12 protein-coding genes and 1 pseudogene are annotated in these 16,872 nt (G+C 73.8%); 2 read left to right on the top strand and 11 right to left on the bottom strand.

The annotated features are described in order from the left end of the window. The first annotated feature begins 391 nt into the window (after nucleotides 1-391). Nucleotides 392-1,729, top strand: a complete 1,338-nt coding sequence (locus tag OG982_RS00325; protein ID WP_266792311.1) for a cytochrome P450 — start codon at nucleotides 392-394, stop codon at nucleotides 1,727-1,729. A 114-nt stretch (nucleotides 1,730-1,843) separates the two neighbouring features. Here OG982_RS00325 and OG982_RS00320 read toward each other — a convergent pair whose 3' ends face one another. The 4 genes from OG982_RS00320 to OG982_RS00305 all read right to left on the bottom strand — a co-directional run bounded on the left by OG982_RS00320 (nucleotide 1,844) and on the right by OG982_RS00305 (nucleotide 6,043). After that, nucleotides 1,844-2,938 carry a selina-4(15),7(11)-diene synthase gene (locus tag OG982_RS00320; protein WP_266790818.1) on the bottom strand — a complete coding sequence of 365 codons (1,095 nt, stop codon included), beginning with the start codon at nucleotides 2,936-2,938 and terminating at the stop codon, nucleotides 1,844-1,846. Nucleotides 2,939-3,110: 172 nt separating this feature from the next. Continuing rightward, nucleotides 3,111-3,860 carry a hypothetical protein gene (locus OG982_RS00315; RefSeq protein WP_266790820.1) on the bottom strand — a complete coding sequence of 250 codons (750 nt, stop codon included), beginning with the start codon at nucleotides 3,858-3,860 and terminating at the stop codon, nucleotides 3,111-3,113. Nucleotides 3,861-4,013: 153 nt separating this feature from the next. Beyond that, a complete protein-coding gene (locus tag OG982_RS00310; RefSeq protein WP_266790822.1) occupies nucleotides 4,014-4,436 on the bottom strand; it encodes an SSI family serine proteinase inhibitor in 423 nt (140 codons plus the stop codon). Nucleotides 4,437-4,771: 335 nt separating this feature from the next. Continuing rightward, the gene (locus OG982_RS00305; RefSeq protein ID WP_266790824.1) at nucleotides 4,772-6,043 is read right to left on the bottom strand and encodes an amidohydrolase; all 1,272 of its coding nucleotides are present in this window, start codon (nucleotides 6,041-6,043) and stop codon (nucleotides 4,772-4,774) included. Nucleotides 6,044-6,207: 164 nt separating this feature from the next. Here OG982_RS00305 and OG982_RS00300 point away from each other — a divergent pair, with 164 nt between their 5' ends. Next, entirely contained in the window at nucleotides 6,208-6,381 is a 174-nt protein-coding gene (locus tag OG982_RS00300) for a thiazolylpeptide-type bacteriocin (protein ID WP_007268044.1), read from the top strand. 85 nt (nucleotides 6,382-6,466) lie between these two features. On the opposite strand, the gene OG982_RS00295 is transcribed toward OG982_RS00300, so the two are convergent. From OG982_RS00295 to OG982_RS00265, 7 genes and pseudogenes are all read right to left on the bottom strand, one after another. Then, nucleotides 6,467-8,425 (bottom strand): TOMM precursor leader peptide-binding protein, encoded by a 1,959-nt coding sequence (locus OG982_RS00295; protein ID WP_266947682.1) that lies wholly within the window; start codon nucleotides 8,423-8,425, stop codon nucleotides 6,467-6,469. Beyond that, complete coding sequence (locus tag OG982_RS00290) at nucleotides 8,422-9,177, bottom strand: ABC transporter permease (protein WP_266790828.1); 756 nt, start codon at nucleotides 9,175-9,177, stop codon at nucleotides 8,422-8,424. Before OG982_RS00290 ends, OG982_RS00295 begins: the two co-directional genes overlap by 4 nt. Next, nucleotides 9,174-10,190 carry an ABC transporter ATP-binding protein gene (locus OG982_RS00285; RefSeq protein WP_266790830.1) on the bottom strand — a complete coding sequence of 339 codons (1,017 nt, stop codon included), beginning with the start codon at nucleotides 10,188-10,190 and terminating at the stop codon, nucleotides 9,174-9,176. Before OG982_RS00285 ends, OG982_RS00290 begins: the two co-directional genes overlap by 4 nt. 76 nt (nucleotides 10,191-10,266) lie before the next feature. Further along, nucleotides 10,267-11,391 (bottom strand): peptidase M50, encoded by a 1,125-nt coding sequence (locus tag OG982_RS00280; RefSeq protein ID WP_266790832.1) that lies wholly within the window; start codon nucleotides 11,389-11,391, stop codon nucleotides 10,267-10,269. Continuing rightward, the gene (locus OG982_RS00275) at nucleotides 11,388-12,506 is read right to left on the bottom strand and encodes a lantibiotic dehydratase C-terminal domain-containing protein (protein ID WP_266790833.1); all 1,119 of its coding nucleotides are present in this window, start codon (nucleotides 12,504-12,506) and stop codon (nucleotides 11,388-11,390) included. Before OG982_RS00275 ends, OG982_RS00280 begins: the two co-directional genes overlap by 4 nt. Continuing rightward, on the bottom strand, nucleotides 12,494-15,259 hold the full coding sequence (locus OG982_RS00270; protein ID WP_266790835.1) for a lantibiotic dehydratase: 2,766 nt from the start codon (nucleotides 15,257-15,259) through the stop codon (nucleotides 12,494-12,496). The genes OG982_RS00275 and OG982_RS00270 overlap by 13 nt, the downstream gene beginning before the upstream one ends. A gap of 13 nt (nucleotides 15,260-15,272) precedes the next feature. Then, nucleotides 15,273-16,831: pseudogene (locus OG982_RS00265) on the bottom strand (SagB family peptide dehydrogenase). Between the last annotated feature and the right edge of the window lie 41 nt (nucleotides 16,832-16,872).

The following is a 16,872-nucleotide window of genomic DNA, read 5'->3' as shown; positions in this document are numbered from 1 at the left end:
GCGCGGGCGAAGCACCGGTTGCGTCTGGGTACGGGGTCGTCACGAGGCCTCCGAAAGCAGCGGCGTGGAAAAGGGAGCCGGACATGTGTCAAGTCGCTGCCGGCCTGGACCTGGGTTCGGCCGGATCCGCAGGTGTGCTCGCGTAGGCAGAGCGGCGTAACGGCAGCGACACGCAGCATAACCGGGTGTGCCGGGGCGTCAGCAGAGTGGGCCGGGTTCCAACTCCCCGGCTTGCGAGATCCCTTGGGGCGCCCGGTCGGCGCCGCGATCAGCGGCCGCGGAACAGGCCGGCCGGAAGCGCCCCTGGCGAGTGCGCGGTTGCGCCGGTGTGTTCCAGTTAGCCGGTCACGTACGCCCCATCGGAGAGGAACCCAGAGTGTCGGATGTTGAGTTGCGGTCGGTCCCACGGGCGCCCGGGGCGGTGCCGCTGCTTGGGCACGCCCTGCACCTGTGGCGTGATCCCTTCGGTTTTCTGACGGGCTTGCGGGAGCACGGGGACCTGGTCCGCGTCGACCTCGGCACGATGCCGATGTACGTCGCCACTTCGGCGTTCCTGGTGCGTGAAGTGACGGTCACCCAGGCGCGCGACTTCGAGAAGGGACGCTTCTTCGACCGGCTGCGGCCCCTGGCGGGCAACGGGCTGGCGAACTCCGACGGCGAGGTCCACCGCAAGCACCGCCGCCTGATCCAGCCGATGTTCTCCAAGGAACGCATCGCCGGGTACTCCGACACCATGAGCCGCAACGCGCTGGCTCTCGCCGACTCCTGGACTCCGGGGCTGGAGGTGGACCTGGAGCAGGCGATGGCCGACTACGCCATCGAGACCCTGGCCTCGACGCTGTTCTCCGCGGACATCGGCCTGCCGGCCGTGGCGGCCGTACGCGAGAACCTGCCCGTTCTCCTGAAGAACCTGCTGGTACGGGCCGCCTCCCCGAAGTTCCTGGACCGGCTGCCCATCCGCGCCAACCGCGATTTCGACGCGGCGTCGGCGAGCCTGCGCCGGGTGATCGACGAGGTCATCCTCACCGCCCGGCGCTCCGGGGACACCGAACGCGACGATCTCCTCTCCCTGTTGCTGCGGGCTCAGGACAGCGAGGGCGGCGAGCCCCTGACCGATGCCGAGGTCCGCGACGAGCTCAGCACGATCCTCTTCGCGGGAGCGGAGACGACCGCGGCGACCCTCGCCTGGACCTTCCACGAGCTGGCCGCCCATCCCGAGGTCGAGGCCCAGGTGGTCGCGGAGATCCGGGACGTCGTCGGCGACGGGCCGGTCTCCATCTCGGACGTTCCCCGGCTCGTGTGCCTGCGGCGGGTCATCGACGAGGTGATCCGCCTGCACGGCGTGACGCTGCTCATGCGCCGCAACACGGTCCCCGTCGAGCTGGGCGGCTTCACCCTTCCCGTGGGCACCGAGGTGGCGTTCAGTCTCTACGCCGTACACCGGGATCCGGACCTCTACGCGAACCCCGACAGCTTCGACCCCGACCGCTGGCTGCCGCACCGCCAGGCCGAGGCGGGACTCGGACGCGAGGCCTACGTCCCGTTCGGCGCGGGCAACCGCAAGTGCATCGGCGACACCTTCGTCTGGGCGGAGGTGACCATAGCCATCGCGACGCTGCTCTCCCGGTGGCGCCTCACACCGGTTCCGGGGCACACGCCGCGGGAAGTCGCCTCCGCGGTGGCGCGTGCCGACCGCATCCTGATGACCGTCGAACCCCGCCGGAGCTGACGGGGCGGCCTCACGTCGCGTGGAGCGATCGCGTGCCCGGTCCCGAACGCCGTCACCGGGAACCGGTCGTCTCCGCGCGCGAGGCCCCGGGCCGCCGCGTGCGGGCCGGCCGCTCTACGCGCTCCGGTCCGCGGATACGGAGTCGGGCAGCGGCGCGGATTCCGGGAGCAGGTCCCACCACCAGTCGACGGCGGGAATGCCGAGCGGTTCGTGCCGGGAGTCGGTCGGCGTGTCGCGGAACACGGAGGGGATGCCGGCCGGGTCGTCGGGGGAGCTGTACCGCAGGGAGCTGATGCCCCAGTCCTGGGCGCCCCGTATGAAGGACCCGAGGCCCTGAAGGTATTGGCGAAGCTGCGGGCTTCCCTCCGTGGCCAGACGGGTGCTGAGCCGTGTGAACAGGCACATCGCGCGGTCCCGCTGGGCGATCGCCACGTCCAGCGCCTGGGCGGCGTCGAGGCCCTGCTCGTCCTCCAGCACCCGCAGGACGTTCAGGTAGTAGCCCGCCCCGGTCCGCTCCTTGTGGTGGGAGAAGATGTCGTTGTCCCAGGTGATGATGAATGACGCCATCTCGGCCGCGGCGCGCACCGTCGTACGGTCCCGCTCGTGCGGCTGGAGTTCGTACCCACCGCCCATTTCCAGCATCGGGAACACCACCGAAGTGGCGCCGGAATAGAGGCGCATCAGGGTGTAGTCGTTGAGATCGGGCACCGTGCCCGTGCTGCGGTGGGAGGCCTCCCAGACCACGGAGAAGAAGTACTCGCGCAACGTGTCCACCCAGCGGGCGACTTGTCCGGCCGTTCCGTAGTGGTCGGCTCTGTAGCGCAGGTCGCGCAGCCCGGCGGAGAGCGGGTCGTCCAGCAGCATGGGGGCCTCGGGGTTCTGCGCGACCCGCAGCAGCCGCGAGAGGACGCCGGCCAAGTCGCCGGGGTGGTTGCCGAGTTCCCCCTCCTCGCAGTGCCCGTCGTCGACGCCGAAGAGCCAGAGGATGAAGTCCGCGAGGAGGGAGACGGTTCCCTCGCGGCCCTCCGGGAGGATCCTGGCCGCGAACATGCCGATGTCCTGCCTCACCAGTCGGCCGCGCAGCTCTTCGGACCCGATGCGAAACGTTTCGGCCCAAGCCGCGGTCTGGACGTCTATCTCCGCGTGTGCCGGATGGATCGCAGACGGGATGGGAGTGAAGAGCGGCGGAACTTCCAGGTCAGGCCCCATCGGCCCCCCTCTCGACATGGTGCAAGGCGCCTCAGCCGAAGCCCGTGGGTGATCCCGGGGCCGTAGACCACCTGCACTTCGGAGTGATCGACTATGGCGCATAGTAAGCAGTCGAGAGGATTGATCCAATAGGACAATCTCCCCGCGATCTCCCCGCGATGGGTTCGGGGATTCAGGCCGAGGCGTCCCAGGCCGTGGTCAGGCCGTCCAGCCAGGCCGGGGGCAGTTCGCCGGCGTCCCATTCCTCGCGCAGGGCGGCCGGGGCCGTGGCCAGGCGCTCCAGGACGGCGAGGCTGGTGGGGGAGTGGATGAGGGAGTAGCGGCCGTGGATCGCGATCGCGCTGCCGGGTCCGTACTCCGCGTACAGCCGCTCCAGGCGGGCCTGATGGGCCGAGCTGAACTCCGTGAGGCGTCCGGCGTACAGGGCCCGCTGCCGGGAGCCCAGCGTGCCGAGGACGGCCGTGAGCACCTCGGTGGTGACCTCGGGGTCGAAGTCGGAGACGGAGGCGAAGGAGAGGTAGAGCGGGGAGACCGCCACCTGGGCCCGCTCCACCTCCATCCGCCGTACGCGCGGGCGGTCCTCCGGGGAGCCGGCCGACGGATCGGAGGGGTCGGACGCGTCCGCTCCCACGGCCTGGCGCACGGCCTGGTCCGCGATGCCGCCGAGCGCGTCGACGACATCGCGGGCGCCGTCGAGCCAGCCGGAGTCGTACGGTTCGCCCTTGTCCCCCGGAGCGGTCCGCGCGCCGGCGGCGATCTCCTCGTACGCGCGGGCCAGGGAGCCGGCCGCGACGAGTCCGATCAGTTCCTCCGCGTCGCCGGTGTAGACGCCCGCCCGGGCGAGGAGCTGGAGGAGCGTCGTCTTCGCATTGGCGACGCTGACCGCGTCCGGCAGCTGCGGTCCTTCTCCGGCGGCGTTCATCGGATCCTCCTGATCGCTCGGGTGGCGTGGCGCGCGAGTGCGCGATTCGCTCAGTCCAAGGATGCGACGGCCGATGATCGAGCTGCGACCCCCCTCCCGGCGCGGCGTGCGCACGCCGCGCCGGGAGAGCCGGTCAGAGGTGCTCGGAGGTGGTCAGAAGGCGAAGACCGGGTTGCCGTTGAGGGTCGCGGACATGGCGCACGCGTTGGAGAAGCTGTGCTTCCAGGAGATGCGCTTGCCCTGCCAGACGCCGTCCGCGGTGACGGTGACGGGGTCGTAGTGCATCGGACAGGCGCGGTCGGGGTTCGGGGCGGCGAGGAGCCCGTCGAGGGTGCCGGCGGTGGCGGCGAGGGCCGTGCAGGCGGCCCGGGGGTTGGGGTGCGTGCCCTGGGCGGTCGGTGCGCAGCTGAGGGTGGACGCGCGTACGACGGTCACCCCGTCGTCGCCCTGGGCGACGGCGAGGACCACGGCGGACGGGGCGTACAGGCTCGCGGGCTGTGCCTGCGCGATGCCCGTGGCGCCGGCGGCCAGGGCGAGGAGGGCGGCGGCGGAGACAGCAGCGATGCGGTGACGCACGACGGTACTCTCTTTCAATTCGAAGGGCAGACGCAGCATTTGGCTGCGGTGTGTCGAGTGGACGTCGCCGAGTCTTGCCGGTGTGAAGGGTGCGCGCACATCGATGACCGATTTACGGACACACCGTTCGCATATCGACGACCGAACGGTCGTTCTGGCAGCTCAGGCGGGGTGTGTGCCCTTCGCGATCACATGCGGACGGAGGGTGACGACCGGGGTGCCGTGCCCATCGCAGGCCGTTGACCAGCCATTGACCAACGGTTGACCTTCCTCAGGCCGCGCACGGTTCACCGGACGGCCACCCAGGCTGACCGGAAAGCGGCGTTCCGCCGCGCCTACGGGGTGCCGAGGCGGGCCAGCGCGGCCACCGTCAGGGCCCGGACGCCGGCCGGCAGGGCGCTGCGGACGTCCGGGGCGAAGTCGGGGGCGTGGTTGGCCGGCAGGGCCGCCAGCTTCTCGGCCGCCGTCGTCCCGGGGGCGCGGGACCAGGCGGCCGGGCCGACCGTGCCCAGCATCCAGTAGCCGAGCCGGATGCCCCGCTCGCCGTGCACGTCCACGCCCGCGTCGCCGAACAGCGCGAAGTCCTCCGTCGCCAGCGAGGGCGGCCACATCGCCACCCGCTCCGCCCCGAACTCGGCCGCGTGTGCCTCCCGTACGGCCGCCGTGACCCCTGGATCGGGGTGGGTGACGGGGGAGGCGGACACCCGGACGATCTCCGGGTCCCGGGGGCAGGCCGCGGCGGTGCACTCGGCGCGCACGATCCGTTCCACCGCGTCGGCGGCCCGGGCCAGCGAGGCCTCGCTCACCGCCCGGACGGTGAGGGCCAGTTCGGCGCGGTCCGGGATGACGTTGGCCCGGTCGCCGGCCCGGAACGAGCCGACGGTCACCGCGACCTGCTCCGCAGGGGCGGCCTCCCGCGCCACCACCGTCTGCAGCCGGGTCACCACGTGGGCCGCCGCGACGACGGGGTCCACGGCGAGGTGCGGGGCGCCCGCGTGGCCGCCGCGGCCGTGCACCACCACCCGGAAGGTGACGCTCCCGGCCGTCATCGGCCCGTACCCGTGCGCGACCATCCCGGCCGGCAGCGGGGCGGCGTGCTGGGCCAGTACGTCGTCCGGGCGGCCGCACCGCCGGTAGAGGCCGTCGGCCAGCATCGCCCGCGCCCCCTCCAGCGTCTCCTCGGCCGGCTGCCCGGCCACCACGAGGGTGCCGCGCCAGGCCCCCGGCGTCTCGGCCAGCAGCGTGGCGGCGCCCGCCGCCGCGGCCAGATGCAGATCGTGCCCGCAGGCGTGCGCCGCCTCCCCGTCGGCCGCGTACGGAAGGCCGCTCGCCTCCCGCACCGGCAGGGCGTCGAGTTCGGCCCGCAGCAGGACCGTGGGCCCGTCGCCGTTGCGCAGCACCCCGGCCACGCCGTGGCCGCCGATGCCGCGCGTGGTCGCGAACCCCGCCGCCTCCAGCCGGCCGGCGAAGCGGTCCGCCGTACGCCGCTCCGCGCCCGACAGCTCGGGATCCCGGTGCAGCTCCAGGTAGAGCGTCGTCAGGGCGCGCAGGTGCGCGTCCAGCCGGGCGAGCGGCGCGGATGCGGGGACGGGTGCGGGGCCGGTCATGCCGTCATGATCGGACAGTCGTACCGGAGGGGGTGCGGCAGGGCGCTGACACCTTGTGTCAGAGGAGTGTCAGCGCCGCGACGGCTGCGGTGACGGCGCCACCGGCTCTGATGGAGACCGGCACGGCACAGACCGGTGCCGCCCCGTACTCAGAAGGAGTCATCATGGAGAAGTCGCCTCTCGCCTCGCTCGCGGACGAGATCCTGGAGCTGGAGTCCGAGACCTTCGAGATCTCCGACTACTCGGACGCCAGCGAGGTCGTGCTCGCCGGTTCCACGAGCTGCAGCTCCACCTCGACCTGCTCCTCGACCACCAGCACCACCTCCTGCTCCGCCTGACCCGTCAGGCCGCGCGGACGCCGATGCCCCGGCCCTCGCCGACGCGAGGACCGGGGCATCCGCCCGTCAGGGGATCGGTGAGCGGTTACGGGAACGGGTGCGGGACCATGCGGACTTCGGCCTCGGTGAGGTCGGCCGCCCGCAGCCCCGCCCGCCGGGGCGCGGTGCGCAGCCGCGGCAGGTACGGTGCCCGCTGCCGGGACCAGCCGAAGTCGATCGGCAGCAGCCCCGGCACCACCGCGCACACCGTGCGCAGCCCGATCCGGCGCTGCTCGGGCGTCGTCTGGTCGACGACGACGACGTCGTGCCCCGCCCGCGTCAACTCGGCCACGCAGCACAGCAGATCGTCGCGCAGGTCACCGGTGCGCGGGCGCCCGTGCTCCGTCCAGGAGCGGTAGACCTCGTCCATCGGGCGCACCGCCACCGGCTCCCGGTAGGGCCGCACGTACTCGGCCATCGCCGGCAGCCCGTACAGCTGGGCATGGTCCTTCAGGTGCAGCACCCGGCCGAAGTCCTGTGCCATCGCCTCCAGTTCGCCGCGCCGCTCCTCGACCTGGCGGGGCAGGTGCGGAATGTACGTGAGGACTTCCGACAGCGCGGCCTCCACCGCCGTCGCCGGATCGAGGGCCGCGCCGGCGCCGAAGGAGAACAGCCCCGGACCGCCGTCGCGCCGCACCGCCAGCCCCGTCACCACCGGTACCGCGAGATCGACGCGGTTGTCGAAGGCGTGCACGTCGTACCCCTGGAGCGCCGCCCGGTCGGCCATCGTGCGCACCGCCGTGCCCGGCACCGTCGACAGGTCGATCTCGGTCAGCGGAAGCCCGCCGTACCAGCCGATCAGGAAGGCGTCCCGCTCCACGAGTTCGAGCAGCGCCCCGAGCAGCGCCTCCTCCAGGCAGCTGCCGATCGCGCAGCCGTTGGAGCACTCGAAGACGAAGTTGTCGGCGGCGAGGCCCGCGCTGTAGTGCACCAGCCGGGCCGGGACCAGGACGGGCCGGTCGTCGCGCAGCGAGTGCCCGTACACCCACGGGATCGGCCGCTGCGGGTCGAAGGGGGACACGAGCGGGTCGTCGCGGTAGGTCCCGGGGGCGTAGAAGCCGCACTCGGCCGGGTCGAGGGCCCGCTCGCCCAGTTCCGCGTACGAGGCGGTGAGCAGCGAGTTCCCGGTGCGGCGGTGGGTTCCGGCGTAGCGCTCCAGCCCCTCCAGGTAGGCGAGGTCGCGGCTCGCGGCGAAGCTGTTGGCCTGTCCGCTCCAGGTGACGTCCGTCAGGCCCGCGTACCCGCGCATGAAGACGCTCCCGGCGACCGGTGCGGTGGTCGGCGAGGTGACGTTGAGCCAGGTGCCGCCGCCGAGCACCCCCGTCACCGGATTGGCCAGCGCCGCGTACGGCATCGGGTACGAGGACGCGGCCCGCAGCCGCTGCGCGCCCGGGTCGGGCTTGGGCCGGGACTCGGGCGTGAACGGCCGGGGCGCGTCGGTGCCCCGGGGGCCGCAGTCCGGGCACAGCGGGTCGGCCAGCAGCGGGTACGTGCGGATCCGCAGCGTCTCCAGGTCCAGCCGCGACACCTGGGGCAGTGCCCGGTCGGCCGCCGACCCGTCGGGAGCGGCGGCCTGACCGCCGAGGACGGCCTCGTGCAGCGCGTGCACCGCGTCGTGGACGTACGGGGACAGCCGGGGCCACTCCGGGCCGGCCGCAGTGCCCACCGCGCTGCCGGTCTCCAGGGCGTCCCGCTCGCTGCGGCTGCGCAGCCGCTGGCGGCGCATGGCCAGGCACTGGCCGCACGCCGGGGCGGTGCCGTCGCCGCCCCACGGGCCGACGAGGATCTCCCGCGCGCTCAGGTGCACGGTCGCGCCCGGCCGGACCGCCGCGAAGGGGTCGGCGGCGCGCGGCCCCAGGGCGTCGTGGACGCCCAGGGTCACCACGACGGCGCCGAGCGGCTCCAGCGCCCGGGCGAGGTCCCGGCGGGCGGCCTCCAGAGGAGCCCCGTCGGGGGCGAGCGCAGGGACGGCGCCCGCGGGGGCGACGAGCGACGGCGGCGTCATGTCCGGTTGCTCCAGCGGAAGGTCTTCAGCCCGATCGCGCCGAAGAGGACGGCGAAGCCGAGCAGCGCCGCGCACCCGGTCCAGACGGCGCCGAGCGACCCGGTTCCCGTGAGCGCGCCGGTCGCGGCGTCGTTGAGGTAGCGCAGCGGCAGCACGCGCGAGACCTGCTGGAGCCACGACGGCATCATGTCCAGCGGCAGGAACGAGCCGGAAAGGAACGCCATCGGCACCATCAGGCAGTTGGCGATCGCGGCGACGGCCTCCGGGGTGTTCGCGTACGTGCCGACGATCACCCCGATGGCGAGGAACGCGGTGATGCCGAGCACCAGGGCGGGCAGCGCCAGCGGCCAGCGCCCGTCCAGGACCAGCCCGAAGCCCGGCACCATCGCCACCGCGACGAACACGGCCGCCTGCACCACGCCCACGACCAGGGCCAGCACGTACCGCGAGGCGAGGACGGTCGTCACGGGGGTCGGCGTGAGCCGGATCAGCCGCAGCAGGTCGTCGCGCCGCCACTGCATCAGCGTGAACGCGATGCCGAAGACGGCCGCGTTGGCGACGCCCCACGACATCACGCCGGGCGCGATGTACGAGATGTAGGGGCGGCCGGTCTCCTCGACGTCCTGCCCGCTGAAGATCAGGCCGAAGACGACGAGGAAGAGCAGCGGGAAGGCGAACGTGAAGAAGAGGGTGGTCTTGTCCCGGACCTGCGCCCGGTATCCGGCCGCGGTCAGGGCCGTGTATGCGCTCATGCCTGGTGCTCCGTCCGCGTGTTCTGCGTGTCGTGCGTGTTCCGCGTGTCGTGCGGGTGGGCGCCGGCCCCGGGGTCGGCGGGGCGGCCGTGGTGGGCGGCGCCGGTGAGTTCGAGGTAGACGTCCTCCAGCGTCGCCGTGCGGGTCATCACCCCGTCCAGCCCGGTGAGGGCGTCCACGGCCTGCAGCACCTTGCCGGGCGCCGCGGTCTCCAGCACCAGCGAGCCGCCCTGCAGAGTGGCCCGGTCCACGCCGGGCAGCGTGGCGGCCTCCTCGATGCCGAGCCGGCCCGCCGGCAGCAGCAGCCGGGAGGGCGCGCCCGCCGCCGTCACCAGCCGGTGGGGCGAGTCGAGAGCGGCGATCCGGCCGTCGACGAGTATCGCGACGCGGTCGCACAGCGCCTCGGCCTCGTCGAGGTGGTGGGTCGTGTAGACGATCGTGCGGCCCTCGCTCTTCAGGGCGCGCAGCACCTCCCACAGATCGCGGCGGGCCTGCGGGTCCAGGGCGGCCGTCGGCTCGTCCAGGAAGATCAGCTCCGGGCCGTGGACGAGGGCGGAGGCGATGGCCAGGCGCTGGCGCTGGCCGCCGGAGAGGTTCTCCACCAGGACGTCGCGCTGCTCGGTGAGCCCGACGGTCTCCAGCGTGCGGTCCGCGGCCGCCGGGTCGCAGCGGTACAGGCCCGCCACGGTGGCGAGGTGCTCGCGGGCGCTGAGCCGTACGAAGAACGCCGAGGCCTGCGTCTGCACGCCCATCCGGGGCAGCAGCGCGGTGTCACGGGGCCACGGGCTGTGGCCGAGGACGCTGACCGTGCCGGCGTCCGCCTGCCGCAGCCCCTCCATGATCTCGATGAGGGTGGTCTTTCCCGCCCCGTTGGGGCCGAGCAGCCCGAAGAACTCGCCGCGGCGCACGTCGAGGGAGACCCCGTCCACCGCCCGGCGGTCACTGTAGCGTTTGTGGACGTCCTGGACGGCGATGGCCGGGGAGTCGGGCGGCTGGGTGGCGTCAGTTGTCATGGGGCGTGCGTTCCTCTGTGTGTGCGTACGGCCCGGGCGTGACCCCGGTCCTTGGGGGAATGCGGTTCGTGAGGGGTCAGGTGGTGACGGAGTACCAGACGGCTCCCGTGAGGCCGGCCGCCAGCAACAGGACGAGCAGGGCGGAGCCGATGCCGTATCCGAGGTAGAGCCGGCGGGCCCGTGGCGGATACGCGGCGGCGGCCGCCCGGTCGCGCGTCCGCAGACGGAGATACCCCGAACTCGCCGGCGCCAGACGGGTGACGCGCAGGGCGTGGCCGAGCATCGTGTAGCCGTCCAGCGGAGGCAGCGGGATCAGGTTGACCAGCGCCTGCGCACTGCCGATCAGAAGGAGCGCGCCGAGCACCCGGCGGGTGGGGTCACCCTCGGGCAGCGCCGCCCACCAGCCGAAGAACGGCAGCAGGAACAGCAGGTTGGCGAAGGCGCCCGCGCAGGCCACCGCCGCCTGGTGCCGACGGCGTTCCAGGAAACGGTAGTTGTCGACGGTGCAGTACATGATGGCGACGGGCAGCCGCCACCGCAGCCCGATCTCGCCGACGGTGCCGCCGACGTGGCGGGCGGCGACGCCGTGCGCGAACTCGTGCAGCGCGGTGCTCAGCCACGTCAGGGTGGCCACCGCCAGCAGCGGCGCCGGGTGGCGCAGCAACCACCCGAAGGCGTCGGCGAGTTCACCGAAGGACAGGGCGAGCGCGGCCTCCATCGCCAGGCAGCCGAGCAGCAGTACGAGGAGCACCGCGGGGTGCAGCAGCGGCCGCAGCGCGCGGTGCAGCCGGGCCGTGGTGGCGTCGGCGTCCGCGACCAGGCGCAACGTGCCCTTGAGCAGCGTGCCGGTCAGCGGCTTGCCGGGCGGCGCCGGTGCGGGCGGCGGCGGGCCGCCCGCGAGCAGCCGGCGGGCGCCGAGCAGGGACAGCAACTGCTGCCAGTTCCCCTCGCCGAGCCGCCGCCCGAACGCCTGCGCGTACTCGGCGCCGATCTCGGCGAGACTGCGGGAGCCGTCGAGCCGGGAGACTAGGAAGAACTCCTTCGGCCCGATCTCGAACGAGGCGCCGGACACCGGGTCCTTGACGAGGTGGACGGTGGCCGCCCCGTTGAGCAGCGGCGCGGACAGCAGCACCTCCGGCCGCAGTGTCGGCCGGTGCCCGAGCAGCCCCGCCGGGCCCGGCGCGGGGGTGTGCCCGGTCACGGGGCGACCGCCGCGCCCTCGGTCCGGCCCGCGCCCGCGCCCGCGCCGTCGCTCCGGTCCGCGCTCTCGCTCTCGCGCAGGACGCGGCCCAGCAGGTGCGCCAGGTACGCCTCGTCGCGGATAGTGACGTGCAGCCGGTTGTTGGTCATGTGCATGTACGGGGAGAGCAGCAGCGGCAGGGCCACGGCCGGATCCGTCACCCGCTCGTCACGCGTGCCGTCCCAGGAGCGGAACACCAGGTCCCCGGCGACGGCCAGCGCCTCGGCGCGCTCGCGCAGCTCCCGGCAGTGCTCCGCCCAGCCGGCCAGGAAGGCCGGGAGCCGGCCGGTCTCCCCGCAGGCGAGCGCCTCGCGCACGGCCGCGAACCGGCGGCCGAGTCCGGGCGCCGTCTGCTCGTAGTTGCGGTCGTACTCCTCGGACCCGATGAACCCGGTGCCGGGGAAGGCCTGGTGCCAGAACTCGTAGTAGCGGTCGAGATATCCGGTGAGTTCCTCGCGCTCCGGCAGGAAGACCCCCGCCATCACCATCATCAGCTGGGCGGAGGTGCCCAGCAGGACGGTCCGCAGGTGCAGGTTCATGCGGTGCAGGGCGTCGATGACCAGGTCGCTGGAGCGGGCGAAATGCCATTCGGCGAGTTCGACGCCCGCCGGGCCGCCGTACTTTCCGAATTCGGGCTCGTAGGGTTCCCAGGAATGCGAATTGTTCGGCCTCAGGTTCATCCGGCCGTCGGGGCCCATGAAAGCGGCCCGGTCGCCCTCCGGGAACTCGATGTCGAACAGCGTGTTGTAGAACTCGTTGAGGAATCCGGAGTCCACCTCGTAGAGGGCCGGGCGGGTGGCCAGGAACGCGGCGACGGCCTCCTCGGCGCGACGCCGTACCTCCGGCCCGGCTTCCGGCGTGGCCGGGCGCAGCCGAAGCCGCACGTGCGGGCCCTCCAGCCAGTAGTTGATGAAGAAGTGCCCGGCGAGCAGGCCGTCGGCGGTGAGTTCGGCGATCAGCGGCCGCACGCACCGCGTCAGCAGGGGCTGCGGATTGGCGGCGTAGAAGACGTGCAGGGCCTGCCATGCGCCGCGGGTCTCGGCGCGGGCGCCGGTGGACGGGGTCAGCTCCGACATCGGGCGCCGCCTTCCTGGTCTCTGAGGGTCAAGGTGTGTGTCTCGACGGCCAGTTCGGCGACGTGGGCGCCGCGCGCCGAGTGCACGTGCAGGCCGTCGGGGTCGGGGAGCATCTCGCGGAAGACGACCCGGTGCGCCGGATCGCGCAGCAGCGTCTCGAAGGCGGCCAGCGAGAGGAGGCCGGCGAAGTCGACGTACTGCGGCTTGGCCCCGGCGGCCGACGGGCCCGCCGAGACGGTCGCGAACACCTGCTCCGGCAGCCCGTGGGCATGCCGCCAGCGCTGCCAGGCGAGGAAGTGCGAGGCCTCCTGGGCGCCTTGTACGGGGAGAGCACCCGCCGTGGTGGTCCAGCTGCGCCGGCTGAGCACGACGTCGCCGTGGACCACCCGGGGGCGGGTGGTGACGCCGTCGCGGTCCGCCCCCTCGGGTACTCCCGCCCACACGTCGAGCGGGGACATCGACGACGGGGACAGCAGCAGCAGGGTGCGCGGGATCGCGGGCAGCGCGAGCGGCACCAGGTAGCCGAGGTAGACGGGGATGACCTCGCACCCCAGCCGCCGCGAGCGCAGCACCACCCGCCCGGTCCGCGGCACGTGCTCGGCGTACAGGTCGTCCAGGTGCAGCCGCCGCTCCGGCGGGAGGGTGCCGCTCTCGCCCGGGCAGACGATCTCGTAGTCGGTCAGCTGCCCGTGCAGGTTGAGGTTGGTGGTGACCGGGCCACCGGTGACCTCGGCGAACACCGCGCCCGGTGGGGTGACCCGGCCGGCCGTGGCCCGCAGCGCGCCGGAGAAGCCGGCGCCGGGCCCTTCCGCGGACGGGGCCTCGCCCTGCCCGTCGTACACGTGCGTGAAGCGGCTGAAGGGGAAGGACAGGCCGCCGTACGAGCGGTTCAGCACGGTCAGCGCCGTGCCGTCGGCGGGGTCCCGGGCGAGCTGCAGGTGGTGGCAGCGCGGTGCGAAGTCCGAGGTCACCGGGGAGAGTTCGGAGGCCACGGCCGCCAGGTCCGCTTCGTCGAGGCGGATGACGTCCGGGTGTGACGCTGCCGTGGCCCGCGTGTCCTCGTACGCCGACCAGGCCTGCCGCATGCGGCCGACGAACGCCCGGCGGGCCGCGTCCAGGGCACGGATGCCGGGCAGGCCGAGCCAGTTCACCTCCGCGACGTACTCGCCGTGCTCGTCGAAGGGCTTGCGGCGGGCGGTGAACGACAGGTACTGGTCGAAGAAGTCCTCGTGGAAGTCGTGCACCAGCCCCAGGAGGTCCTCGCAGCGGCCGCCGGCGCCGTACCGCGCGGTGAAGAACCCCTCGAACGTGATCCGCCCGGCCAGCGTCAGGTCGAAGGCGGGCAGGATCCGCTCGACCGAGCGCAGCGCGGACCAGTCCCGGGGCGCGCAGGGCAGCGCGCGGCCCGCGCTCACGTCCTCGTACAGCAGGGTCTGCGGCAGGGCGGCGTCCGGTGAGCCGAGTTCCTCCTGCGCCCGGTGCAGCCCGGCGCGCAGGACGCGCAGCAGCGCGGCCCGTTCGGCCTGCCCGGCCGCCGGGTAGTCGGCCAGCGCCGCGGCGGGCGCCTCCAGCAGGGCGGCGAGCCGGTCGGACCACGGCCGCTCCAGCGAGGCCAGCGACCGCTGGAAGGACCGCAGCGGGTCCGCGCTGTGGACCTCCGTGTCCAGGCAGGGCACCCGCACCATGCCGAGCTGGAGCAGCGCGCAGACGTACGCCTCGCAGTCGGCCGCGTCGGCCGAGTGCTCGGCGGCCAGCCAGTCGGCCAGCTCCGCGTGCCGCAGCTCGGGCCGCTCGGCGAACAGGGCGAGGAGCCGCTCCAGCGTCCCGCTGCGGCGCAGGAAGAACAGCCGGTCCTTGACCGCGTCGAAGGTGACGGCCGCCGCGTCGTCGCCCGCGGTGACCGAGCGCCGCACGTAGCGGATCCGGTCCTCCTCGTGGCCCCAGCCCGAGGCCAGGCGCAGCGGCAGGTCCCGGCGGCGCACCGGGTCGGCCAGGATCAGCTCGGCGAGCCGCGCCAGTACCACGACGTTCAGCCGGACATGGCTGCTCCACGCGTCGGCGACCCGGATCCCGTCCGCGCCGGCGGCATCCTCCGTGAAACGGCCGGTCGCCACCCCCGTGAACGTGCTGAACGGGCTCGTCTTGCAGGCCGTGCGGTACACGTACGACAGGACCGACCGCTCGGCCTTGCGGGCCCGGCCGCTGGGCACGCCCTTCGCCCGCGCGTACCCGTCGAGCTGCCCCTCCAGCACCGGCGAGGCCAGCAGCAGCCCGAGCCGCAGCCGGTCGTCTGCCACCAGCTCCCGCAGCGCGGCCCGGTTGCGGGCCAGGTCCGCGGTGAGCAGAGGCTCACCCTCCGCCAGCAGCTTCTCCAGCAGCCGGCGCCGGTGCAGCCAGCCGGCCAGGTGCTCGGCGGCGGCCTCGTCCACGGCCGCGACGGCCTCCATGGCCGTCTCGGTCGAGGCGTCCGGCCGGGCCGGCAGCCGGTCGTTGTGGATCTGCCGGCGCAGCCGCAGCAGCGCCCGGCGCTGCGTCGCGCCCGCGCCGTCCGGGGCCGGATCGGTGGCCCCGACGGCCTCGTGGAGCACGTCGCTCAGCCGCTGCGCGCCCGCGCGCAACCCCGCCTCGGCGGCCAGGACGTCCTCGGCCCAGCGACGCGTGTCCGTGGCCCGCAGGGCATCGACCGCGGACAGCGGGAGCCCCGCGACCCGCAGCATGAAGCGGTCGCCCGCATGCCACTCGGTGGTGTTCATCGTCCCGTTCCCCTCAGGCCGTCTCGTGGCGGAAGTCGGCCGGCCTCGGCCGCTCGTGGCCCAGCAGCATGATCAGCAGCGGCGCCTCGTCGGTGCCGCTCAGCCCCAGCTCCTCGATGTACGAGATGTTGTCGAAGCCGAGTGCGACGCCGGCGCCCAGGCCGAAGGCCGCGGCCGTGGTGTAGAAGGTCTGCGCGATCGCGCCGATGGTGGCGCCCACCAGCCGGTAGCCGCGATCGCCCACCGCGTCCAGCACGGCCGTGGTGCGCACCGTCGGGACGACCACCGCGCCCGCTTGCTCCAGGTTGTAGTTGGACAGGAAGTAGTTGCGCTGGAGGAACGGCCCGGGCGGCTCGGGCACCACCAGGCGCAGGGCGTGCGCGGCCGGATCGTAGGCGTACGCACCGGGCGCGACGCCCTCGACGTGGTTGACGAACGCGTACAGCGAGGTGAGCGACGGTCCGCCGGGACGCTCGGCCTCCGTGCCGTACGCGGTGGCCGCGCAGTCGGCCAGCGCGGCGGCGAGCTGCTCGGCCGCGACCGGCCGGGAGGCGTCGAACCGGCCGAAGCTGCTGCGGCGTTCGCGCAGCGCCCGCCCGGTGGCGGCCGGCGGCGCGGGGGCGCCGGCAGCGGCTGCGGATCGGCGCCGCGCGGCGCGAACGCGGCGGCCGCGTCCAGCGCGCCCGGCGCCGGGCGGTCGGCGGCCCGCCCCGCCGTGGCCTCGTGGATGCGCAGCATCGTCTCGAACTCCAGGACGCGGCGGGAGCGTTCGACGTCCCGGTGTCGCACCGCGGCCCCGGTCGCCCGGGCGGTCTCCCCGGCCGGCCGCGCTCCCTCCCAGGTCAGCGGAACGACCGCGAAGACGCCCTCCTCCTGGGGGGCCACGCCCAGCAGCCGGGCCAGGCGGTCCTCGTCGAACCACAGCACCGGGTCGATCCGCAGCCCGTACTGCGCCGCCCACAGCCGCCACGTCTGCACCAGGGCGCCCACGTCCATGCTCACGGCGTGGAAGGAGAAGCTGTTGTACTTGAAGGCGTTCTGCCAGTACTTCACGCCGAGGACGAGGTACTGCGTCGCGGCGGCGGCCGCGCCCGCCCCGGAGCCGAGGGCCGCCCGGACCTCCCCGGTGACATCACCCGTCAGCAGCCGGCGCAGCCCGTGCTGGTGCGGCGCGTAGTGGTAGAGCCCCGGCGTCAACGGCCCGCCCGGGCCCGCCGCCCAGTGGATGCCCACCGGGTAGAGCCCGCCGCCCGACGCGGTGCCCCGCGACCAGTTCGCGTGCGTGTAGTGCGGCAGCGCCGCCAGGTCGGTGTTCGCCTGGACCGCGAGACGCCGGCCGGTCAGCCCGTAGGAGTCCCGGAGCATCCCGGACAGCAGCGGCAGGGTGAAACCCCGGGCTGCGCCGTCGGACGGGGACGGCAGCCGGGGCTCCGGCAACGGGAGCGTCTCGGCGTCCGGGTAGAACTTCGCCTTGCGCGGCCGGTCGGACCAGTCGGGTACGAAGTCGGCGGGCTCCATCGGCACCCGGCCGCGGTGCATGATCTCGTGGGCGTAGACATGGGCGTAGCCCATGGGTCCTCCTACGTTCGGGTCGGACGCCGGTCGCGGCGGCC

Origin of the sequence: Streptomyces sp. NBC_01551 (assembly GCF_026339935.1) — a bacterium.
In the GTDB taxonomy this organism is placed as follows: domain Bacteria; phylum Actinomycetota; class Actinomycetes; order Streptomycetales; family Streptomycetaceae; genus Streptomyces.
Note: the sequence above shows the minus strand (reverse complement) of the source record. Positions and strands in the feature narration are given on the sequence as shown.

Coding starts and splice junctions, on each gene's coding strand:
- OG982_RS00320 (WP_266790818.1), bottom strand. CDS start 2,938: ATGGGGCCTGACCTGGAAGTTCCGCCGCTCTTCACTCCCATCCCGTCT.
- OG982_RS00315 (WP_266790820.1), bottom strand. CDS start 3,860: ATGAACGCCGCCGGAGAAGGACCGCAGCTGCCGGACGCGGTCAGCGTC.
- OG982_RS00305 (WP_266790824.1), bottom strand. CDS start 6,043: ATGACCGGCCCCGCACCCGTCCCCGCATCCGCGCCGCTCGCCCGGCTG.
- OG982_RS00300 (WP_007268044.1), top strand. CDS start 6,208: ATGGAGAAGTCGCCTCTCGCCTCGCTCGCGGACGAGATCCTGGAGCTG.
- OG982_RS00295 (WP_266947682.1), bottom strand. CDS start 8,425: ATGACGCCGCCGTCGCTCGTCGCCCCCGCGGGCGCCGTCCCTGCGCTC.
- OG982_RS00290 (WP_266790828.1), bottom strand. CDS start 9,177: ATGAGCGCATACACGGCCCTGACCGCGGCCGGATACCGGGCGCAGGTC.
- OG982_RS00285 (WP_266790830.1), bottom strand. CDS start 10,190: ATGACAACTGACGCCACCCAGCCGCCCGACTCCCCGGCCATCGCCGTC.
- OG982_RS00275 (WP_266790833.1), bottom strand. CDS start 12,506: ATGTCGGAGCTGACCCCGTCCACCGGCGCCCGCGCCGAGACCCGCGGC.
- OG982_RS00270 (WP_266790835.1), bottom strand. CDS start 15,259: ATGAACACCACCGAGTGGCATGCGGGCGACCGCTTCATGCTGCGGGTC.